The 20,253-nt window shown below is 44.4% G+C and carries 17 protein-coding genes; 2 read left to right on the top strand and 15 right to left on the bottom strand.

The features are described 5' to 3' along the window. The 15 genes from ACTQ9T_RS11030 to paaA form a co-directional block, all read right to left on the bottom strand. Positions 1–793 (bottom strand): GMC family oxidoreductase (locus ACTQ9T_RS11030; RefSeq protein WP_440465078.1); only part of this gene is annotated, 793 nt, incomplete at its 3' end. 223 nt (positions 794–1,016) lie between these two features. Continuing rightward, complete coding sequence (locus tag ACTQ9T_RS11035) at positions 1,017–2,441, bottom strand: aldehyde dehydrogenase family protein (protein WP_440465079.1); 1,425 nt, start codon at positions 2,439–2,441, stop codon at positions 1,017–1,019. A 164-nt stretch (positions 2,442–2,605) separates the two neighbouring features. Further along, on the bottom strand, positions 2,606–4,936 hold the full coding sequence (gene tynA, locus ACTQ9T_RS11040; RefSeq protein ID WP_440465080.1) for a primary-amine oxidase: 2,331 nt from the start codon (positions 4,934–4,936) through the stop codon (positions 2,606–2,608). 78 nt (positions 4,937–5,014) lie between these two features. Beyond that, positions 5,015–5,614 (bottom strand): gamma carbonic anhydrase family protein, encoded by a 600-nt coding sequence (locus ACTQ9T_RS11045; RefSeq protein WP_440465081.1) that lies wholly within the window; start codon positions 5,612–5,614, stop codon positions 5,015–5,017. Positions 5,615–5,665: 51 nt separating this feature from the next. Next, positions 5,666–6,601, bottom strand: coding sequence for a PaaX family transcriptional regulator (locus ACTQ9T_RS11050; RefSeq protein ID WP_440465082.1), 936 nt, complete (start codon positions 6,599–6,601; stop codon positions 5,666–5,668). A 67-nt stretch (positions 6,602–6,668) separates the two neighbouring features. Further along, positions 6,669–7,970, bottom strand: coding sequence for a phenylacetate--CoA ligase PaaK (gene paaK, locus ACTQ9T_RS11055; protein ID WP_440465083.1), 1,302 nt, complete (start codon positions 7,968–7,970; stop codon positions 6,669–6,671). Between the two features lie 65 nt (positions 7,971–8,035). After that, positions 8,036–9,241 (bottom strand): 3-oxoadipyl-CoA thiolase, encoded by a 1,206-nt coding sequence (pcaF, locus tag ACTQ9T_RS11060; protein WP_440465305.1) that lies wholly within the window; start codon positions 9,239–9,241, stop codon positions 8,036–8,038. A 31-nt stretch (positions 9,242–9,272) separates the two neighbouring features. Continuing rightward, on the bottom strand, positions 9,273–10,799 hold the full coding sequence (locus tag ACTQ9T_RS11065) for a 3-hydroxyacyl-CoA dehydrogenase (protein WP_440465084.1): 1,527 nt from the start codon (positions 10,797–10,799) through the stop codon (positions 9,273–9,275). 2 nt (positions 10,800–10,801) lie between these two features. Further along, positions 10,802–11,593: a 2-(1,2-epoxy-1,2-dihydrophenyl)acetyl-CoA isomerase PaaG gene (paaG, locus tag ACTQ9T_RS11070; RefSeq protein ID WP_440465085.1), complete on the bottom strand. Its 792-nt coding sequence runs from the start codon at positions 11,591–11,593 to the stop codon at positions 10,802–10,804. Next, entirely contained in the window at positions 11,593–12,363 is a 771-nt protein-coding gene (locus ACTQ9T_RS11075) for an enoyl-CoA hydratase-related protein (protein ID WP_440465086.1), read from the bottom strand. The genes paaG and ACTQ9T_RS11075 overlap by 1 nt, the downstream gene beginning before the upstream one ends. 97 nt (positions 12,364–12,460) lie before the next feature. After that, positions 12,461–13,519: a 1,2-phenylacetyl-CoA epoxidase subunit PaaE gene (paaE, locus tag ACTQ9T_RS11080; protein WP_440465087.1), complete on the bottom strand. Its 1,059-nt coding sequence runs from the start codon at positions 13,517–13,519 to the stop codon at positions 12,461–12,463. A gap of 72 nt (positions 13,520–13,591) precedes the next feature. Beyond that, positions 13,592–14,092 carry a 1,2-phenylacetyl-CoA epoxidase subunit PaaD gene (gene paaD, locus ACTQ9T_RS11085; RefSeq protein ID WP_197100986.1) on the bottom strand — a complete coding sequence of 167 codons (501 nt, stop codon included), beginning with the start codon at positions 14,090–14,092 and terminating at the stop codon, positions 13,592–13,594. A gap of 24 nt (positions 14,093–14,116) precedes the next feature. Beyond that, on the bottom strand, positions 14,117–14,872 hold the full coding sequence (gene paaC / locus ACTQ9T_RS11090) for a 1,2-phenylacetyl-CoA epoxidase subunit PaaC (protein ID WP_440465088.1): 756 nt from the start codon (positions 14,870–14,872) through the stop codon (positions 14,117–14,119). 15 nt (positions 14,873–14,887) lie between these two features. Next, positions 14,888–15,178: a 1,2-phenylacetyl-CoA epoxidase subunit PaaB gene (gene paaB, locus ACTQ9T_RS11095; RefSeq protein WP_440465089.1), complete on the bottom strand. Its 291-nt coding sequence runs from the start codon at positions 15,176–15,178 to the stop codon at positions 14,888–14,890. 23 nt (positions 15,179–15,201) lie between these two features. Next, the gene (paaA, locus tag ACTQ9T_RS11100) at positions 15,202–16,140 is read right to left on the bottom strand and encodes a 1,2-phenylacetyl-CoA epoxidase subunit PaaA (RefSeq protein WP_440465090.1); all 939 of its coding nucleotides are present in this window, start codon (positions 16,138–16,140) and stop codon (positions 15,202–15,204) included. Between the two features lie 262 nt (positions 16,141–16,402). On the opposite strand from paaA, the gene paaZ reads away from it, so the two are divergent. Further along, a complete protein-coding gene (gene paaZ, locus ACTQ9T_RS11105) occupies positions 16,403–18,454 on the top strand; it encodes a phenylacetic acid degradation bifunctional protein PaaZ (protein WP_440465091.1) in 2,052 nt (683 codons plus the stop codon). Between the two features lie 238 nt (positions 18,455–18,692). Continuing rightward, positions 18,693–20,015, top strand: coding sequence for an MFS transporter (locus ACTQ9T_RS11110; RefSeq protein ID WP_440465092.1), 1,323 nt, complete (start codon positions 18,693–18,695; stop codon positions 20,013–20,015). Positions 20,016–20,253: the final 238 nt, after the last annotated feature.

Here is a 20,253-nt window from a genome sequence, read left to right on the forward strand (position 1 = left end):
TATTTACTTTATGGACACGTGAGTTAGTTATTAATGATAAATTAGGACGATTGAGAGCTGGCCGTAAGAAAGCGACTGCTGTGGAGTGTCTCTTCCCATCTTTCGTATTTAAATCAGTATAACTGACCCCTTCTTGTGTCTCCCCATTGCTGTCATCATTAAAAGAGATACCAGACTCTACAGCAGCATCAACTATCGCTTTCGTGACTGGATGAGGAGTAAAATCTGCAGTAACATGAAGTAGCCCGTCACCGCCATGATAGACACTTGGACCACGTGAGTAATTTTCTGACTTTTTGAAATATGGTAGTACATCATTATAAGACCACCCATCACAACCTAATTCATTTGCCCAATGATCATAATCAGATGCATTACCTCGCACATAAATCATGGCATTTAATGAAGATGACCCACCCACTGTTTTACCACGTGGCCAATTTAAGATACGATTGTGTGCATTTTTTTGCGGTATAGTTTTATAGTCCCAATCATATTCGGTACCCCATAGCTCAATTAAACGCATGGGTGTTGATATCATTTCACTATTATCGGGACCTCCTGCTTCAATAATAAGTACCTGACTACCGTCTTCAGTTAGACGATTCGCAAGTACGCAGCCTGCTGAACCTGCGCCAATAATCACATAATCGAATTCCTTACTATGGCTATCTATAGGATTAATACTTGCACCTATAGCACCTTTAGATAACATAAGTACACCTGAAGCAACTGCGGTGTATCCTAAAAAATTGCGACGTGAAATACCTTTTGATTTATTTTTAGTAGACATGAAAACTCCTTTTTACTGTCAACTATATTCTTTTGTTTTAGATGAGCCTATTTCAATTAAAATAACTAACCATCTTCAGATAACTGATTTTTTCTACTAACAACCATGTAATCTGGGGCTTTTAGCATCTCTAAAGATAAGTACTCACTACCTGTTCTACTTCGGCCATATTTTTTGCATTTAACTAGCGGTCACTAGATGCTTGCTATGTAATAATTATCTATCAAGATTTAAAAACTTGCATGGTCTGTATAGAAGTAAACTCTTTAAGACCAGCTTCTCCAAACTCAATACCAAACCCAGAGTCTTTAACACCACCAAATGGGGCATCAGGTTGCACCATGGCATGATTATTAATCCACACAGTGCCACAGTCTAAACGTGAGCCGATACTCTGTGCTTTTTCGATGTCTGTCGACCAGACTGAACCGCCAAGTCCAACAGATAAGCGGTTGGCACTGGCTATCGCCTCTTCGACATCGCTAAACTTAATAATCGGTAGAATCGGTCCAAACTGTTCTTCATCAACCAATCTTGCACCATCATTGATATGGTTCACTAGCGTTATGGGATAAAAATAGCCGGTCTCGTCTACCACTTCCCCGCCGCATAAGAAGTTTGCACCGCGCTCTTTGGCATCTTGAGCAAGGGCTTTGACAATATTTAATTGTGCCTCATTTTGTAGAGGTCCAAAGTCGGTGTCTTCATCAAGCCCATTACCTGTCTTCATGCTTTTGGCAATCGCGGTCAAGGCTGCACACAACTCATCGTGCACGGATTCATGCACATACAGTCGTTTTAGGGCGGCACACGTTTGGCCATTATTGATAAAAGAGGTTGCAAAAATCTTACCCGCGATGGCTTCAATATCAGCATCCGCCAGTACAATACCAGCGTCATTGCCACCTAACTCAAGCGTCAAACGTTTTAAAGTCACCGCAGCGCTTTTCATGATGGCCTTGCCCGTTGGGGTTGAGCCTGTAAATACAATCTTTTGAATATCCACATGTGCAGACATCGCCGCACCAATATCACCTTTGCCAGTTACCACATTCAATACGCCTGCTGGCAAAATATCTTTAGCAATCTCACCAAAACATAGTACGGTCAATGGGGTCATCTCAGACGGTTTCATGACGACGGTATTACCAGTGAGCAAAGCAGGAATGATGTGCCAAATACCGATGAGTAAGGGATAATTCCATGGGGTAATTGAGCCTACAACGCCCAGTGGCTTACGATGTAACTCTATCCGAGCCAAGTCATTGTCTTGAATGATTTCTGGTTCTAACGCCATGCTGGCAGTCGCACGTATCCAAGCCAATGCACCACCCAATTCAAAGCCTGCACCCAAATCGGCAAAACCTTTTGTGGGTTTGCCTTGCTCTTTGGTCAGCATTGTCATAAGCACATCAGCACGAGCTTCAACCGCATCAGCAAGCTGCATTAAGTGGTCACGGCGCTCTGCATAGGTGAGTGCTGACCAACTAGGGAACGCAGCTTTGGCTGCTGCGACTGCTTCATCTAGTTGAGCCACACTGGCCTTTGGGCAGCAGGCAATAACAGATTTATCAGCAGGATTGATGACATCAAAATAATCGGTAGTGGCAACGCTTTTACCGCCGATAATTAAATTAAATTTTTTCATTATTTTAACTCTTATTTTCGTAAATATTATTTATAGGATTGACTGAAAACACTTAAATTAGGCTATAGAGTCAAATTATTTACTTGGGATATCTGTGCTTATAAATAATTAGTACTAGTACAGCAATGGTATTGCTGTACTAGTAGCCTACTATTCCAAAATATTTATTTGCTTTCATTTTTACTTTGATTAAGATTTAATGAAGGGGTTTCATCAAAGAAGTTCCATGGTTTCAGCAGAATATTCACCCACTCTGTTGGCATAATAGGCCATTCTTCAGCCCGGGCTATATGCGTAGTGCCCGTGGTTAGCCACACCACCAAATCTTTGTTATGAATGTTTTCGTCATCTGCAACAAAGGCGCCTAGCCCTGTATCTTTATCAGAGCGATTGGGATAAGTACCCTCTGGATATAGCTCATTCGTCTTGTATTTTGTGACCCAAATTTGTTTATCCATAAAGCTAAGACGATTAAATAACCACTCATCGTCTGCAAAGTTAGCGCCTTTCGCAATGGGATGAGTGGCACCTGCAAATGGAATCATTTGATAAGACACTGGATTGCCCATACGATTTTCTTTACTGGCATTACTGATTAAACGCACAGTAGTAGGGTCAAAATTCTCTTGCGCCTTAGTTTCTGTCACTACTGTCGTCTCGCGAGTCTCCATTGCACTGGTACGCGGGCCACTGCGCACATTGGGTACGACGACTGGCTCTATACGTTTGATGTTGTTAGTCTCGCCATCGACATCCATATCCAAGCGGAAGTTATAGATATGCTGATGCGTGGTGCCAACGATGTTATGGTCTATCAGTGTGCCGTAACGTGTGTCTTCTTTAGCACTTGGATCATGCATGGTTTTTGCAATAACACCTTTGACCGCCTCGATACCAGTAGCGCCGGCATTGATACCAATGGTACCGTTTGGCTGAAGCACCCAATCAAAAATATAGTCATAGTTGCCGATGGTGCTGATCCAGCGTACGACCAGCTCACGACGCTCAGTACTGACATTTTTCTGTCCCATTTCTTGGTGTTTAAACTCAGGGCCTGCATAACGTTCAAACACGGCGATGGCATTCGGAATGGTATAAGGATTGCCTTCATAATCTGCAAGCACCGCATCAAGGAGTACCGCGTTTTCTGGTGCGTCAACGTTTCTTTCTAGCGGGGAGGTTAAGGTGCCCATACCATATTCGCCAGAGTCTAAATAAGACTTAAAGTACCAACCCATATCGGGGTCACCATAAGGGACTACCATGCCGCCTAAGTTGCCTTGATACATGATTTTACGGTCTACGCCTTTGTCGTTAAAGGTCACGGTGCTGAGCTGTAAACCGGTACGACTGTCTAGACCAATATGGAATTTCCAATTGTTCCACTCAATGTTTCGACCAGTGATGGTATAGTTTTTCCCTTCTGGTTCGATAATGTTCAGTGGTTTATTGGTCACAACCTTTTTATCGCGACCATCAATTGGGCGCGGGGTCATAGGTACCGGAATAACACCGCCTTCTTCGATTTTAATAATCTTGTTCTTATCTAAATCGACAACGGCTACTAAGTTTTCGATCGGATGTGCCCAATAGTTGCCATCCCCAACATCTAGGTAAGAGACAATTTTTAAAATCCTCTGTTGCTGATCTAAAAGTCCATCTTTTCCCCCAAAATAGCCGACAGTCAATGGTGTTCCAACCACTTTTGTCACGTCATCAACGCCCCGTTTTTTCAAAGCGGTTTTATACTCTGGGCTAGTTTGAATAATGTCTTGTATGGCCATAAAATCATCGACTAATACCATACCAAATGTATTTTCGAGCGTTTTCCAGCTGGTAAGTGACTTGGTGTTTAAATCCACCTCACCTTCAATGACAGTGTTACCCTTTAGAATTGTAAAAGTGACTACACGATCGCCAACATAAGGTTTTTTATCAATTACGTTACGCCACACGGCATCTTTGTCAGGTTGCTTTAGACGAATATCGGCAAACCTTAAGTTGGTTTCTTTCGGTTTGGCTTTACGAATAATAGCGGTCGCTTGCTTAATTTCATCACTGCTCAAAGTATTGAGTGGATGCGGTATGCTCTCTACTTTAAAGGTTTGGTCTAAATTGGATTGGAGTATTTCATTGGCCAAGGTATCAGGCACCAAAGCTTGACCATCTTTCATAACCAGTGGGTTGGTGATTTTTAAGGATTTTCCATTAACCATGGCAGTTGCGCTACTGGGTTTGATCTGTACTCGTGTAGAGTTTTTGGTAATGGTATACATATCAGCATAACTGTCATAGGTGACCTCTGCACCCGCTGTGGACATTGCTTCCTCAATCGGAACCATGTGCACCTCACCACCATGTGCTAGTGCCTGACCGCCATAAATAAAAGCTAAGCTGGCGACTAGCGCCGTTAAAGTAGACTTGAATGTGATATTGTGATGAGATTTTTTACTGATTGTAGCGTTTATTTTTTGGTGATGGCTTGAGTGTCTCATGAATAACTTCCTTGTTATTGTGGATGGATATAGATTTTACTTTTTGAAATAGCCGCTAAATATTGATGGCCTTTATTATCAAAGCTCTGATTTGATATGATGTTGGGCATTAAATTGCTTATGTGTTAACCGCTCGTCTGCATCCATGGTTAAAGGCTCAACTTCTTTTAAGGAGTACAAACAACGTTTGGTAAGATCTATATATTGCTGAGTACCATGAGCTTTCCAAGCCAATTCCTTTTCTTCAAGTTTTCTTATCACTTTTGTAGGGCTGCCTAATGCCATGACATTTGGCGGAATGATCATCTTCGCTTTGACGGTACTATTAGCACCAATAATGCTATTTTCACCTACTTCTGCTAAGTCTAAAATGACACTATTCATTCCGACTAGTGCATTCTTTCTCACAATGCAGCCGTGTAGAATGGCTGCATGTCCAATATGTCCATACTCTTCAACCACTACTACATGGTTGGGAAAGCCATGTATAATGCAATTATCTTGGATATTGGCGTTTTTTTTAACACGAATACCACCGAAATCAGCACGTAATGAAGCGAATGGACCAATATATACACCTGCTTCAATCACCACATCGCCGATGATCACGGCAGTTGGATGAACATAAGCATCTGGGCTAATAACCGGTATTACACCGTCAATGGCATAGCAAGGCATCATCGTTTCCTTATCAAAAAATATCAAACAAAGTTTACAGCCATCATTCGCTTAAGTTCCTTCAGCAAACTTTAACCCGCCGAAGCGTTTATAAAACTGTGGCCGTGCTGGCGGCATGGTCCCCTCAGCAGTGCGAGCAATGTTAAGAAAAAACTCTTCAGACGAACTAATAATCATTTGGTACACATTACTGGTCAAATTACGAGCGGTCAGTGCCAGCCAATCCGATGGCAATAATTCTAGAGGTAAATTCGGATCTTTTAATAAGATACGTCGGTACTGGTGAATCAGTAGAATGCGAATTTGAAACGCTTGTAGTTCATTAAGATCACCATCTTCAATGAGGCTTAAAACATTACGAAAATCGTTAATAAATTTATCATAGCGTTGGTGCAGCTGCTCGATGGGCCAGTTCACCTCAATCATACGCTTGAGTGTTGGGTATGACTCTTGCCATAAGTGCAAGGCTTCGGCACGAAACACTACCACTTGTTCAGTCATATTGAGCTTGAATAGTAAGTTTTGCAGCTGCAGTTCATCACAGCTAGGATAGGCCATGAGATTGGTGGTAATATTGGCAAACCCTAACCACTCCAATTCTTTTTTGAGGATGGTTTTGTTTCCAAGCTCAACCGAACTTAATAACACCAAGTCCCATTTGTGATCCCACTCACACTGATTTAAACCATAAATTTTTTCATGGGCGGCAGCAAAGCGTTCACGGCTGACTTCTGTAATGCGGTAGTAACTGGTACGTCCGATTTTTTCGGAGCTTAACCAGTCATTTTGCACCAAGCGAAACACCGCAGTACGCACGGAGCGTTCGTTGAAACCGAACACATCCATGAGTTGAATCAGACTGGCTAAACTAATGACCCCTCCTCGTTGAAAGATACAATCACCAAAGATTGACATAATTAACGAGGTGCCACTTAAGACGTCTTCACAAATAAGCTCATCGATATATTGTTTTAGTTTAGCGTTCATGTCATTTATTCATTATTTAAAAAGCACGCAACAATACCCAAGAGACTATCGCGCGGGGTTAACTACATTAAGCAGGCACAGCGACATTGCGTAGGTCAACAACACGTTGAGCCTTACCCTCAGAACGAGGTAACATACCTTGTGGTAAGACGTCTATCTGAACGCTGATACCCACCATGGTTTTTATTTTTTGTTCAAGTTTTCTGGCCAATTGCATCACTTCAAGATCACTGGCATCAATACGTGACTCAACATGGATACGTAGGGTGTCTAAGTGGCCGTGCTTGATGATATGAATTTGGTAGTTTGGCAGTAATTTTGATATTTGTAAAATTTGTTCTTCGATCTGCGAGGGAAACACATTAACGCCGCGGATGATCATCATATCATCACTACGACCAACAATCTTTTCCATACGACGCATGGTGCGTACAGAGCCTGGTAATAAGCGGGTCAAATCTCGGGTACGGTAGCGAATGATGGGCATACCCTCCTTAGTAATGGTGGTAAACACTAGTTCGCCAAGCTCGCCGTCTGGTAGTACCTCCCCGGTCTCAGGGTTGATGATTTCTGGGTAAAAATGGTCTTCCCAAATGGTTGCACCGTCTTTAGATTCTAAGCATTCCATGGCGACACCTGGGCCCATGATTTCTGACAGGCCGTATATATCTAGCGCATCAATACCCATGCGTGCTTCGATTTCTTGGCGCATGGCATTCGTCCACGGTTCCGCCCCGAAAATACCGGTTTTGATAGAACAGTCTTTAGCTGTACCAAATTTTTTCTCTAATGCTTCAATAATGTTCAAGCAGTAAGAAGGGGTAACCATTAATGCGGTTGGTTTAAAGTCATGGATTAGCTGGGCTTGGCGATCAGTTTGGCCACCTGACATTGGAATAACCGTTGCGCCTAATCGTTCAACACCATAGTGCGCACCCAAACCACCAGTGAATAGGCCATAACCGTAGGATACTTGGATGGTATCTTTGCTAGTAAGGCCAGCCGCACGCAGTGAGCGTGCGACGACATCCGACCAAGTCACGATATCTTGCTTGGTATAACCGACCACGGTAGGTTGGCCAGTAGTACCTGATGATGCATGAACACGGACGATCTGTTCACGTGGGACGCTAAACATACCGAACGGGTAATTGTCGCGCAAATCTGATTTGGTTGTGAATGGGAATTTGGCTAAATCTTCTAACGATTGACAGTCTTCGGGGTGGACACCGACTTGGTCAAATTTCTTCTTATAAACAGGGTTGTTTTCGTAGGCGTGTTTGAGTGTTTCTTTCAAACGTTTCAACTGTACGCTACGCAATTCGTCTATTGACGCGGTTTCGATGTGTTCCATAACGTTATGATTCATGTAAAACTCCTTTTCGTAGTCATCCTGACTACATTTCCAATTAAAAAACTCCGTTAAAGCCGTGATCAGACGTTTTCTATCACCATTGCCACGCCTTGACCCACACCCACACACATGGTGCATAACGCATACCTACCGTTACGACGTTTTAATTCTTTCATTGCGGTGATGACCAAACGTGTACCACTCATTCCTAGAGGATGACCTAGCGCAATGGCCCCACCATTTGGATTGATACGTACGTCATTATTGGTAAGACCCAGTTCGCGAATTACGGCAAGGGATTGCGCGGCGAATGCTTCGTTGAGCTCGATAACATCCATCTGGCTTAATGTTAGTCCGGTTTGCTCAAGTACTTTTAATACTGCAGGCACAGGGCCAATACCCATATAGCGTGGCTCGACACCAGCACTCGCCATACCAACAATACGCGCTTGCGGCGTTAGATTATATGCTTGACCAAAGCGTTCGCTACCCATTAGCACACAAGCAGCACCGTCATTGATGCCTGATGCGTTACCCGCAGTCACTGAGCCGCCCTCCTTGCGAAATGGGGTTTTGAGACTCGCAAGGGCTTCTAAGCTAGCATCTGCACGTGGGTGTTCATCTTGGTCAACAATCACGCTGCCTTTTTTCGTTTTGACTTTAACTGGTAAGATCTCTTCGGTAAAGAGACCCGCCTGTTGGGCAGCGGCAGTTTTCTGTTGGCTACGTAGCGCGAATAGATCTTGGTCTTCGCGGCTGATCTGATATTTTTCAGCCACGTTTTCGGCAGTTTCTGGCATGCTATCAACACCATACGCTGCTTTCATTAATGGGTTAATAAAACGCCAACCGATTGAGGTGTCAAAAATTTCTGGTGCGCGGTGAAAGGCACTGGTCGGTTTTGATTGGACATAGGGTGCGCGGCTCATGCTCTCGACACCACCAGCCAATACAAACTCGGCCTCACCCGTTTTTACCAAACGTGAGGCGATGCCAATCGAGTCCATACCAGAGGCACAGAGACGGTTAACGGTGATAGCAGGCACCTTATCAGGCAAGCCTGCAAGTAAAGTTGCCATACGCGCTACATTACGGTTGTCTTCGCCGGCTTGGTTAGCACAGCCAATGACTACCTCATCGACCTTATCCCATGGCAATTTTGGGTTTTGAGCTTTTAGATGTTGAATAGGTAAGGCTGCCAAATCATCCGTACGAACACTACTTAAGCCACCGGCATAGCGCCCGATTGGGGTGCGAATGGCGTCATAAATATATACTTGTTGCATCATAGTTTCCCCTTACAATAAATTAATAAGCTTAAGCGCTCACCGTGTGACAGGTGATAGCTTTTTTTACCAAATACAGGCTGGCACGATAACGTTCTTCACCATAAATACGCTGTAAGTTATTGAGCGTGTGAAGCACGGTGTCGTAGCCGAGCATTTGTGCCCATTCAAACGGACCTTGGGGGTAATTCACGCCGTACTTCATGGCCGCGTCGATATCTGCTTCAGAGGCGATATTATGTAACACTGCTTCACAGCCTTCGTTAATAAGCATAGCAATGGTACGTAAAACATATAAACCAGGATGGTCGGCAGTCCAAATAACATGCACGTCAATACGGGCAAAGGCTTGCGTCACCAGCTCACGTTCATCATCATTACAGGCCATAGAGGCAGTCAATGCAACAGCGCAGGCTTGTGACCAGTCCGCATGCCAGTCCATCAGCATGACTTTGGCATCACCATGATCAATCACCACGGATTCACCCAGTGATAAACGGATGCTGACATCACCAATTTCGATACTGTTCTGGTCTGCATTTTCAAGAGTCACCGTGAGGCTATCAGCGGCTTGTAAGCGTTCAACCAAACCTTTGGCATAAAGCCAATCACCGCGTACGATAATTGTAGGCAGCGCGGCATCGTTTGCTTCAACGGTTGGCAACGTGTAGGCAGGGGTTGCTGGAGTTTGGCTATAATCATAGAATCCTTGGCCAGATTTACGGCCGAAGCACCCTGCATCGACCAATTCTTTCTGTACCAACGATGGGCGGTAACGTGGCTCATAGAAGAAAGCTTGGTAGACGCTTTGGGTCACCGAGAAATTGACATCTTGACCAATTAAGTCTGTCAACTCGCATGGCCCCATAGCAAAACGACCTGATTCACGCATGATAAAGTCAAGCTGCGCAGGCGTGGTCGCGTTTTCTTGCAGGGCGCGAAAGCCTTCGGCGTAGTATGGACGCGCCACACGGTTGACGATAAAGCCTGGAGTAGACTTGACGATTACCGGTACCTTTTTCCAAGCACTCATCAAGTTAAACAAGCCATCTGTAATCTCAGTCGCTGTTCGTAAACCGCGAACAACCTCAACAAGCTTCATCACTGGGGCTGGATTAAAGAAGTGTAAACCCACCACACGCTCAGGGTTTGGTACTGCTGAGGCAATCGCTGTAATCGATATTGACGACGTGTTTGATGCAAAAATCGTATCATTAGCACAAATATCAGCCAATTGGACAAAAAGCTGCTGTTTAATGTCTTGACGCTCAACAATCGCCTCAACGATCAACTGCACCGCTGCCATCTCATTAATATCTGTAATAATAGATAAATTCTCTAGGGTGCTATCAAGTAGCACTTGGGACATCTTACCTTTTTGGACCCGTTTGGCAAGTTGGCTTTCCATACCCGCTAAGGCGGCTTTACTTTTGGCAACATCTACATCAAAGAGATAGGTCGTGTGACCGTGCATGGCGGCCAACTGGGCAATGCCAATTCCCATCGTGCCTGCCCCAATAACGGCAATGGTTGCTTTTGATAAATCCCTCGTTTCCATGATTAACGTCCTTGGTAAATTGGGGTGCGTTTTTGCATAAAAGCTTGGACACCTTCTTTATAGTCGGCTGAGCGGCCAGCAAGTCGCTGCAAGTCCCGCTCTAAGATTAGCTGATCTTCTAAGCTGTTGTCCGCGGATGCATTGATGGCTTTTTTAATGAGGCTGAGGCCATAGGTCGGTTGGCTGGCCAAGTGTTCGGCCAATTTACTGGCTTCGCTACGTAGCGCGTCATCTTCGACCACTTGCCAAATCATGCCCCACGCCATCGCTTGTTCAGCAGATAGCTTATCGCCGAGCATGGCTAAGCCCATCGCGCGGGCGCGTCCGACAACGCGTGGTAAGAACCATGTACCGCCTGAATCAGGTACAAGCCCAAGACGACAAAACGCTTGGATAAATGAGGCTGATTTGGCCGCCAGTACCAAGTCACACGCTAAAGCGATGTTCGCGCCGGCACCGGCAGCTACGCCATTCACCGCACAGATCACAGGCTTTGGCATGTCAGTGATCAGCTTAATAAGTGGATTGTAGTAAGTCTCGATAGATAGGCCCAAATCTGGCGCATCAGCATTCGGGGCAACTGCGCGATCGCCTAAATCTTGACCTGCACAAAAACCGCGACCTTCAGCAGAGAGCACTACAGCGCGAATAGTACTGTCTTTTGACCATGCTTTTAGCACGCTGACCACTTCTTTGTGCATGGTTTCATTAAAGCTATTAAGCTGTTTTGGGCGGTTTAAGGTAAGATAGCCGACGGCATTTTTTTCTTCGACGAGAATCGTTTGATAGTCCATTACATACCTCTAAAAATTGGTTGACGTTTTTCTAAAAATGCACGGATGCCTTCTTGGCGATCTTGGGTGGCGGCAAGCCAAACAAATAGCTGACGTTCTTGCTTAAGGCCTTGGCTCAAGTTCACTTCGTGGATGGTTTTAAGTGACTGTTTGATGGCGCGAATGGCCAAAGGGGCTTGTTTAGCGATTTTGGCCGCCAGATCAAGGGTATATTGCACGGTCAAATCGGTTGGGCAGATTTGGGTGGTAATTCCATGTTGTTGCGCGCTCAACGCACTAATCCTCTCACCTGTCATCGCCCAACGCATGGCAAGCTGTTGACCCACTAGGCGGGCGAGACGCTGTGTCCCCCCAGCCCCTGGTAGCATGCCCAAGCCAATTTCAGGCAGCCCAAATTGGGCGTTTTCGCCCGTAACCACGATGTCACCATGCAGTACCAGCTCAAAACCGGCACCGAGTGCATAGCCATTGACCGCGATTAATAGTGGCTTGCTAAATTCATCGATTCGCTTCCATAAGGTTGGGCGCATATCGGTTTGTAAGCTAACGGTATCGAGTTGAATAAGTTCATTAAGATCTGCACCCGCAGCGAAGCATTGGGTGTTGCCAGTAATGACGACCGCTTTTATATCGGTGTCAGCGTCATAGGCTTGAAGCTGTTCAACGATTTCTTGCAAAGTGGCGTTATTTAAGGCGTTACGTTTTTCTGGGCGATTCAGCTCAATTAGTGCAACGCCTTCTTTTGGTCTGGAGGTTTTAATGTAATTCATCCCTGAATCCTAATAAAAACAATGAAATAAGGAGTTTTTGCTAAACTCTACTTTGAATATAAAAACGATAAATAGCTATGTTTCTAGCGTCTTACGATTACGCGTCAAAGCTCAATCGTATGTTGGCTGATACAGGTAATGCTTGGCAGCTGAGTACGTAGCCCTTATCTAACTCTTCTTGCTCAAGGCTATAGTTAACGGCCATTTCGACCTCACCTTCGATCACCTTACATTTGCAAGTGGCACACACACCGCCTTTACAGGCATAGGGTAAGTCAGCACCCGCACGTAATGCCGCATCTAAGATGCTGTCATCTTGTTTTGACACTTCAACGATCAGTTCACGTCCGTCCAAAATGATATTGACGCTCTCTTCGCTACGTTTTTCGATTTGCTGGGCGGTTGGTTTGTTGACAGTCCCCGTATGGAAACGCTCGGTATGGATGTTGTTGCGATCGATACCAAGGTTTGGCAATACGGTCTCAATGGCTTCCATCATTTCTTCTGGGCCACAGGCAAAGCAGTGGTCGACATCAGCACTGATAAGTTGGGCGTCAAACAATTGTTGTAATTTGTTCGCATCGATACGACCATTAAAGATCTCGCTGTCACTCATCTCACGTGAGAAAATATTGACCAGTTGTAGGCGCGTTTTAAAACGGTCTTTAAGGTCCATGATTTGCTCAGAGAACATGGTTTGTTTCCATGACCGATTGCCGTATACCAAGGTAAAATTGGCATCTGGTTGGGTGCTTAACACCGTTTTGACGATAGATAAAATCGGGGTAATACCACTACCAGCAGCAAAGCTTAGATAGTTTTGACCACCAGCTTTAGCGGCTTTTTGAAAGAAAAATCCTTGGGGTGGCATAACTTCTAGAGTATGGCCTACTTTTAGGTGTTCGTTTGCCCAAGTAGAAAATTGTCCTTGATCAATCTTCTTGATGGCGATGCTCATGTCTTCTTGCACATCACTACAGATTGAGTAGCAACGACGGATTTCGCCATTGTCTGTCATGTGACGGATAGTCAAATGTTGACCTGGTTGGTACTTAAAGGTTGTCGCGTCTTCCGAAGCAAGGTCAAATGCAATGCAAATCGCTTGCTCAGTTTGTGGCTGGATAGACTTGATAGTTAGTGGCAAAAATTGACTCATGCGAAAATCCTTCTTTCATATTGCTTAGTTAGTGAGCTGACTGTCACGTGCGAGCTCGCGACTACCCCTATCTTAGATGCATTTAAAATAATCAAACGGCTCAAGGCAGTCGAGGCACTTATACAGCGCCTTGCACGCAGTTGAACCAAATTCGCTAATCAGTCGGGTTTTTTGACTGCGGCAATGCGGACAGGTCACACCATCGGTTAGCGCCACGTGGGTACCACAGCTGTGTGAATCGCCTTGCGGCGGTGCAATGCCATATTCTTGCAGCTTTTGCTTACCTGCCTCACTCATCCAGTCGGTCGTCCAAGCTTCAGACAAGTCAATCACCACCTTTACAGGGCTCAGCCCACGTTCGGTAAACGTGTTGGTAATATCATCTTTTAGCATATCAGTTGCTGGGCAGCCGCTATAGGTTGGTGTTAAACGCACCACGATTTCGTTATCTGCGTTGATATCAACGCCCCGAATCATGCCTAAGTCAAGCACGGTCAAAACAGGTATTTCTGGATCATGAACCTGATTAAGGGCTTGCCAGCAGGCATCTGTGACTTGTGGAATTAACCGCATACTTTGACTCCCTGTCTTGTATGTTTACCAATTCATATTTGGGTAAGCACGTTGCATGTACTGTAATTCTGCCAAAATATAACCCAAGTGTTCGGTATGAGCGCCTTGTTTCGCACCACGGCGGTATGCGCCAATCTCAGGCAACGTTAAGTTCAAACGTGCCAATCCACTTTCAATCTGCGCTAACCATTCAGCTTTTAGAAGATCAAGTTTCGGTAAGACACCACTATCAACCAAGGCTTGTTCGTCAGTGGTGAGTTCAAACAATTCAGCAGTAAAGCGCCATAGGTTGTTCAGCGCTTGTTGCGTTTTGTGGTGTGCCTCATCGGTGCCTAGACTTAGGCGTTCCATCCATGCATGTGAGAAACGTACGTGATATTTTGCTTCTTTCAATGACTTTACACCAAAGGCTGCAATATCTACGTGGCTGCTTTGGCTTAACGCGTCAAGTAACAATACATGGTAATTATCCATCAACCATTGACGCACCATCGTTTGGGCAAAATCTCCATTGGGCTGTTCACATAGCAATAGGTTGCGATATTCACGTTCGGTACGTAAAAAAGCTATATTATCTTCATCACGGCCCAAGCCTTCGATTTGTCCGGCCAGACTCAGCACCGTACGTGATTGGCCCAATAAGTCTAAACCGATATTTGACAAAGCAATATCAAGCTCAAGCTCAGGGGCATGTCCACACCACTCAGACAAGCGGTGTGATAGGATCAATTGGCTATCACCAACATGAAGTAAAAATTGTGTTAATGCTTGGTTATTCATCGATTATCTCCTACCTTAAATATGTCCAATACCGTCTGGAATTTGATAGAAGGTAGGATGACGATATACCTTGTCGAGTGATGGCTCAAAAAACTCTGGTTTATCCTCAGGTTGCGATGAGGTAATCAGCTCTGATTTCACTACCCAAATGCTCACACCTTCGTTACGACGAGTGTAGACATCACGTGCGTTCTGCAGAGCAATTTCATCATCTGGCGCGCGCAAGCTACCAACATGACGATGACTTAAACCTTGTTTGCTACGGATAAACACTTCGTAAAGTGACCAGTTGTTTTTGCTTTCCATGGCTAATTTTCCTTTAAAAAATATTAAGCGACTTTTTGAGTATTGGCGTGTTGCTTCTGTGCATAGACAGCAGCAGAGTCACGAACCCATTCACCCTCTTCCCAAGCTTTACGTCGGGCTTCGATACGCTCATGGTTACACGGACCTTTACCAGCAATCACGGCAAAGAGTTCGTCCCAGTTGATTTCACCGAATTCATAGTTGCCCGTTTCTTCGTTAAACGTCAAATCTTTGTCAGGAATGGTTAGACCAAGTTGTAACACCTGTGAGACGGTGTTATTCACGAATTTTTGGCGCAACTCATCGTTACTAAATAGTTTGATTTTCCAATCCATGCTAACAGCACTGTTGGGTGAATTATCATCACTTGGACCAAACATCATAAGCACTGGCCACCAGAAGCGATCGACTGCATCTTGTGCCATGGCTTTTTGTTCGGGTGTACCATTCGCCAATACCATCATGGCTTCAAAGCCTTGACGTTGGTGGAAACTTTCTTCTTTACAGATACGAACCATGGCGCGAGCATATGGACCATATGACGTCCGGCAAAGCGCCACTTGGTTAACGATGGCGGCGCCGTCAACCAACCAGCCGATAGCAGCGATGTCAGCCCACGTTAAAGTTGGGTAGTTAAATATTGATGAGTATTTCATGCGGCCGGCAACGAGTTTGTCCATCATATCGTCACGATCTGCGCCTAAGGTTTCAGCAGCACTGTATAGATATAATCCATGACCTGCTTCATCTTGGACTTTTGCCAACAATACGGCTTTACGCTTGAGTGTTGGTGCACGCGTAATCCAATTACCCTCAGGTAACATACCAACCACTTCTGAATGCGCATGCTGACCAATCTGGCGAATGAGCGTTTTACGATAAGCATCTGGCATCCAATCCTTTGGCTCAATTGAAACGTCCTTTTCAATCTTGTTGTCAAACAATTCTACTTGCATGTTCATTTGATCCCTCGTCCTTAACAAGTGTTAGTGTTATCCAATCTAAAGCGATACTACTTTAAAATCAATACCTATTTTTATGTATCGTTTTATTTTTTAGCCATTTTTATTATAAGTAATTGTTTTTAATATCTATTTATAATAATAAATTTTTAAAAAATATTAATAATGTTAAATACGCTTGACTTCTTAGCGATTTAAATACAGATTATGACACGTTAAGTTTTTATTTTTATCTATAATGTATCGTAAAAGGAGTTATCATATGTCAGACATTAAAACTTTAAGCTCACTCATCCTCGGTAAAGCCTACGTTGCACAAAGCGATTTTCGCACCGTGCATCATGCGATCACCGGTGAACCAATTTATCAAGTCAGTAGCGCTGGTATCGATACCAAAAAAGTGGTTGAATACGCCAAAGAATATGGCTCAGCGATTGCCAACTGGACATTCCACCAACGTGCTAATGCACTAAAACTGGTCGCACAATATCTACTTCAACGTAAAGAAGAATTTTATACCTTAGCCACAGCAACTGGTGCGACACGCAAAGATGCCTGGGTCGACGTTGAAGGAGGTATCGGTACCCTATTTGCATATTCGAGCCTCGTGCGCCGTGAGCTCAGCGATGAGACCGCATTAGTTGAAGATGCTTGGATTCCTCTATCAAAAAATGGTACGTTCGGCGCTCAGCATATCTTGAGCCCGAAAACGGGCGTGGCCATTCATATTGATGCGTTTAACTTCCCCATCTGGGGCATGTTAGAAAAAATCGCACCGACTCTATTAGCCGGTGTCCCTTGTATCGTCAAGCCAGCAACTGAAGGCGCTGAGCTGACTCATGCCGTGGTAGCCGCGATTCATGAAAGTGGCCTATTGCCAGAGGGTTCATTGCAGCTGATATGTGGTCAAACCTATGACTTGTTTGACCACCTGAATCCCCAAGACACCATAACCTTCACAGGTTCTGCAGTAACGGGGCAAAAACTAAGAGCCCATCCACACTTGAACGCCCATTCAATCCCCTTCACCATGGAAGCCGATTCGGTGAACAGTGCAATTTTAAGCCCAGCTGCCAACGATGAAACTATCGATTTGTTTGTACGCGAAGTTTTCCGCGAAATTACTATCAAAGCCGGTCAAAAATGTACTGCGATTCGTCGCGCGTTTGTCCCTGCCGCCTTGCTAGAAACAGCGCAAATGCGCCTAGTTGAAAAACTACAAAAAGTCGTGGTCGGTGACCCAAGCCGTGAAGGAGTGACCATGGGTACATTAGCTAGCGTGAAGCAAAAACTTGACGTCGCCGAAAAAGTCGAGCAACTAAGCCAAGAAGCCGAAGTGGTATTCGGTAGTCACTTACGTGAAGACTTCATTTTACAAGTAGACGACGCAGAAAAATCAGCCTGTTACCCACCAACCGTATTGGTCTGTAATAACCCAAGCCAAGCCGAAAACATCCATCGCATCGAAGCATTTGGTCCAGTTGTCACCCTAATGCCATACAGCGACCTAGATGAACTTGGCGCACTTGTAGCACGTGGTGAAGGTAGCTTAGTCGCCTCTATCGTGCGCAATGCAGACGAAAACATCGAAGCCTTATTGAAAAAAATTGCCCCTTGGCATGGACGTGTACATATCCTAGATAGCGAAAGTGCTCGTGAAAGTACAGGTCATGGTTCACCTCTCCCATTACTTGTACACGGCGGCCCAGGCCGTGCCGGTGGCGGCGAAGAACTTGGTGGTCTGCGAGCTGTTAAACACTACATGCAACGTACCGCCATCCAAGGCTCACCCAATGCCATGACCCAAGTCGGTCACAGCTGGACAGCTGGTGCGCAAGTGTTCGAAGATCGTGTCCATCCATTCAAAAAATCATTCGATGAACTTCGTATTGGTGAGCGTCTATTGACCGCACGTCGTACAGTGACTGAGGCAGATATCGTCAACTTTGGCTGCTTGAGTGGTGACCACTTTTACGCTCATATGGACAAAATTGCGGCGGCAGATTCGTTCTTTGGCGAGCGTGTCGCCCATGGTTACTTTATCGTATCAGCGGCCGCTGGCTTGTTTGTTGACGCATCACCTGGTCCAGTCATCGCTAACTACGGTATGGAAAACCTACGCTTCGTCGAGCCTGTCAAGATTGGTGACACCATTCAAGTTGAATTAACTTGTAAACAAAAGACGCCAAAGGCACAACGCGACCCAGCGGAAAAAGCTCATGGCGTTGTAGTATGGGATATCAAAGTTAAGAACCAACGCAACGACTTGGTCGCAACTTACGACATCTTGACCTTAGTTGAACGTAAGGCTTGATAGCTATACCGATTTGCAAAAAAGGAGTCGTCATGACTCCTTTTTTTCAACTAAAGTAAACTTTATTGATAAAACATATTGACGCCAGGTTGTAAAATAGCTAAATTATAAAATAAGTGATACACAAATTTATTTTTAAAAAATAAAAAGTATCATTAATTGATATTAAGTAATGTTTAGCTAGGATAGCTAAGCTGTCGAGTCGTTTCTAGGACAATATATAGACAAGGAGTCACTAATGACAACTACCACCACGATGGCTGAAAACGCCTCGCTTGCTATACATCAGGATAAAAAAGTACTCACTGCTACCCTAGTTGGTACTGCGATTGAATGGTATGATTTTTTCATCTATGCACAAGCCGCAAGTCTCATATTTGCTCCCCTGTTTTTCGCTGAAGTCAGCAAATCTAACCCTATGCTAGCCCAAATCATCGCTTTTGCTACCGTTGGTATCTCATTTCTATTTCGCCCATTAGGCGCAATCGTATGTGGTCGTTTGGGCGACAAATACGGTCGCAAGATGGTATTGGTAACAACCCTGATTTTGATGGGTGCGTCAACGACCTTAATAGGCTTCTTGCCGACTTATGCGCAGATTGGTGTATTAGCACCCTTGGCTTTGGTATTTTTACGTATTGTCCAAGGCTTTTCTGCAGGTGGTGAATGGGGCGGTGCGGCATTGTTATCTGTCGAGCATGCACCCCTTGATAAACGCTCACTATTTGGGGCTTACCCACAGATTGGCGTGCCCATCGGTATGATTTTAGCGACTGGTGTCCTTCTACTCTTAAATTTGATTTTGGGTAAAGAAGCCTACCTCGAATGGGGTTGGCGCATTCCATTTATATTATCAATTGCATTAATCATCGTGGGCACCTTTATCCGTCGTTCGGTTAAAGAATCACCAGTGTTTGAAGCCATGCATCGCCGTAAAGCTGAAGCCTCTGCACCGTTGTCATTGTTATTCAAAGATCACACGCCAACAGTTCTTAAAGCGGCTTTAATCTTTATGGGAGTGAATGCAGGTGGTTATATTCTCATCGCTTTTATGGTGGGTTACGGTCAAAAAGCCTTAGGACTTAGTCCTACTTTAACCATGCTAATCGTAGTTGCGGCTGCTTTCTCTTGGTTAGTATCAACCCTTTGGGGCGGCATGTTAGGTGATAAGATTGGTCGTCTAAAGATTTTTAAATTAGGCTATATCTTATTGTCGTTATGGTCGATTCCAATGTGGTTTTTGATTGATACCAAATCTCCCATCTTATTTATGCTAGCATTAGTGGTTTGGACTATTCCCCTAGGTTTTACTTATGGTCCATTATCAGCCCTATTTGCTGAAATGTTCCCCGCAAAAGTGCGTTTTTCAGGGGTATCCATCAGCTATGCATTAGGTTCCATTATTGGTGGTGCATTCGCTCCGATGATTGCGCAATGGATTATGGCAACTTATCAACAATCATGGATGATTGGTTTGTATATTACTATCGTTTCATTAATTTCACTATTCACACTTTACACGATTAAAAAAGACCCACAAGGCGTTGATCTATCTCTCTAAATAAATTTAGATAGATAGATAGTGGAAAATGTCACCATGTAAATGGTATAAAAATTTTCTCAGCATACGACAAAAAATCAGCCCCACCTCACCTTTAACGGTTAAAAAGCTGACTAACTGTCGTATTACTATATTTGGTTGACATACATTGACATGGTAGAGGATGTTCTAAGTCACCTTTAGATGAATTATATTAACTTTTTTATGTTACAACGTATCATGTATGAAACCCTTTGTT

This window comes from Psychrobacter sp. ASPA161_6, from assembly GCF_051970285.1.
Classification (GTDB): domain Bacteria; phylum Pseudomonadota; class Gammaproteobacteria; order Pseudomonadales; family Moraxellaceae; genus Psychrobacter; species Psychrobacter glaciei.

Excerpts from the sequence above, each read along its gene's own strand:
- tynA (WP_440465080.1), bottom strand. The coding sequence starts at position 4,936 with ATGAGACACTCAAGCCATCACCAAAAAATAAACGCTACAATCAGTAAA.
- paaD (WP_197100986.1), bottom strand. The coding sequence starts at position 14,092 with ATGCGGTTAATTCCACAAGTCACAGATGCCTGCTGGCAAGCCCTTAAT.
- paaG (WP_440465085.1), bottom strand. The coding sequence starts at position 11,593 with ATGGACTATCAAACGATTCTCGTCGAAGAAAAAAATGCCGTCGGCTAT.
- paaA (WP_440465090.1), bottom strand. The coding sequence starts at position 16,140 with ATGAACATGCAAGTAGAATTGTTTGACAACAAGATTGAAAAGGACGTT.
- paaE (WP_440465087.1), bottom strand. The coding sequence starts at position 13,519 with ATGAGTCAATTTTTGCCACTAACTATCAAGTCTATCCAGCCACAAACT.
- ACTQ9T_RS11065 (WP_440465084.1), bottom strand. The coding sequence starts at position 10,799 with ATGGAAACGAGGGATTTATCAAAAGCAACCATTGCCGTTATTGGGGCA.
- ACTQ9T_RS11050 (WP_440465082.1), bottom strand. The coding sequence starts at position 6,601 with ATGAACGCTAAACTAAAACAATATATCGATGAGCTTATTTGTGAAGAC.
- paaK (WP_440465083.1), bottom strand. The coding sequence starts at position 7,970 with ATGAATCATAACGTTATGGAACACATCGAAACCGCGTCAATAGACGAA.
- ACTQ9T_RS11075 (WP_440465086.1), bottom strand. The coding sequence starts at position 12,363 with ATGAATTACATTAAAACCTCCAGACCAAAAGAAGGCGTTGCACTAATT.
- paaC (WP_440465088.1), bottom strand. The coding sequence starts at position 14,872 with ATGAATAACCAAGCATTAACACAATTTTTACTTCATGTTGGTGATAGC.
- pcaF (WP_440465305.1), bottom strand. The coding sequence starts at position 9,241 with ATGCAACAAGTATATATTTATGACGCCATTCGCACCCCAATCGGGCGC.
- paaB (WP_440465089.1), bottom strand. The coding sequence starts at position 15,178 with ATGGAAAGCAAAAACAACTGGTCACTTTACGAAGTGTTTATCCGTAGC.
- paaZ (WP_440465091.1), top strand. The coding sequence starts at position 16,403 with ATGTCAGACATTAAAACTTTAAGCTCACTCATCCTCGGTAAAGCCTAC.
- ACTQ9T_RS11110 (WP_440465092.1), top strand. The coding sequence starts at position 18,693 with ATGACAACTACCACCACGATGGCTGAAAACGCCTCGCTTGCTATACAT.
- ACTQ9T_RS11035 (WP_440465079.1), bottom strand. The coding sequence starts at position 2,441 with ATGAAAAAATTTAATTTAATTATCGGCGGTAAAAGCGTTGCCACTACC.
- ACTQ9T_RS11045 (WP_440465081.1), bottom strand. The coding sequence starts at position 5,614 with ATGCCTTGCTATGCCATTGACGGTGTAATACCGGTTATTAGCCCAGAT.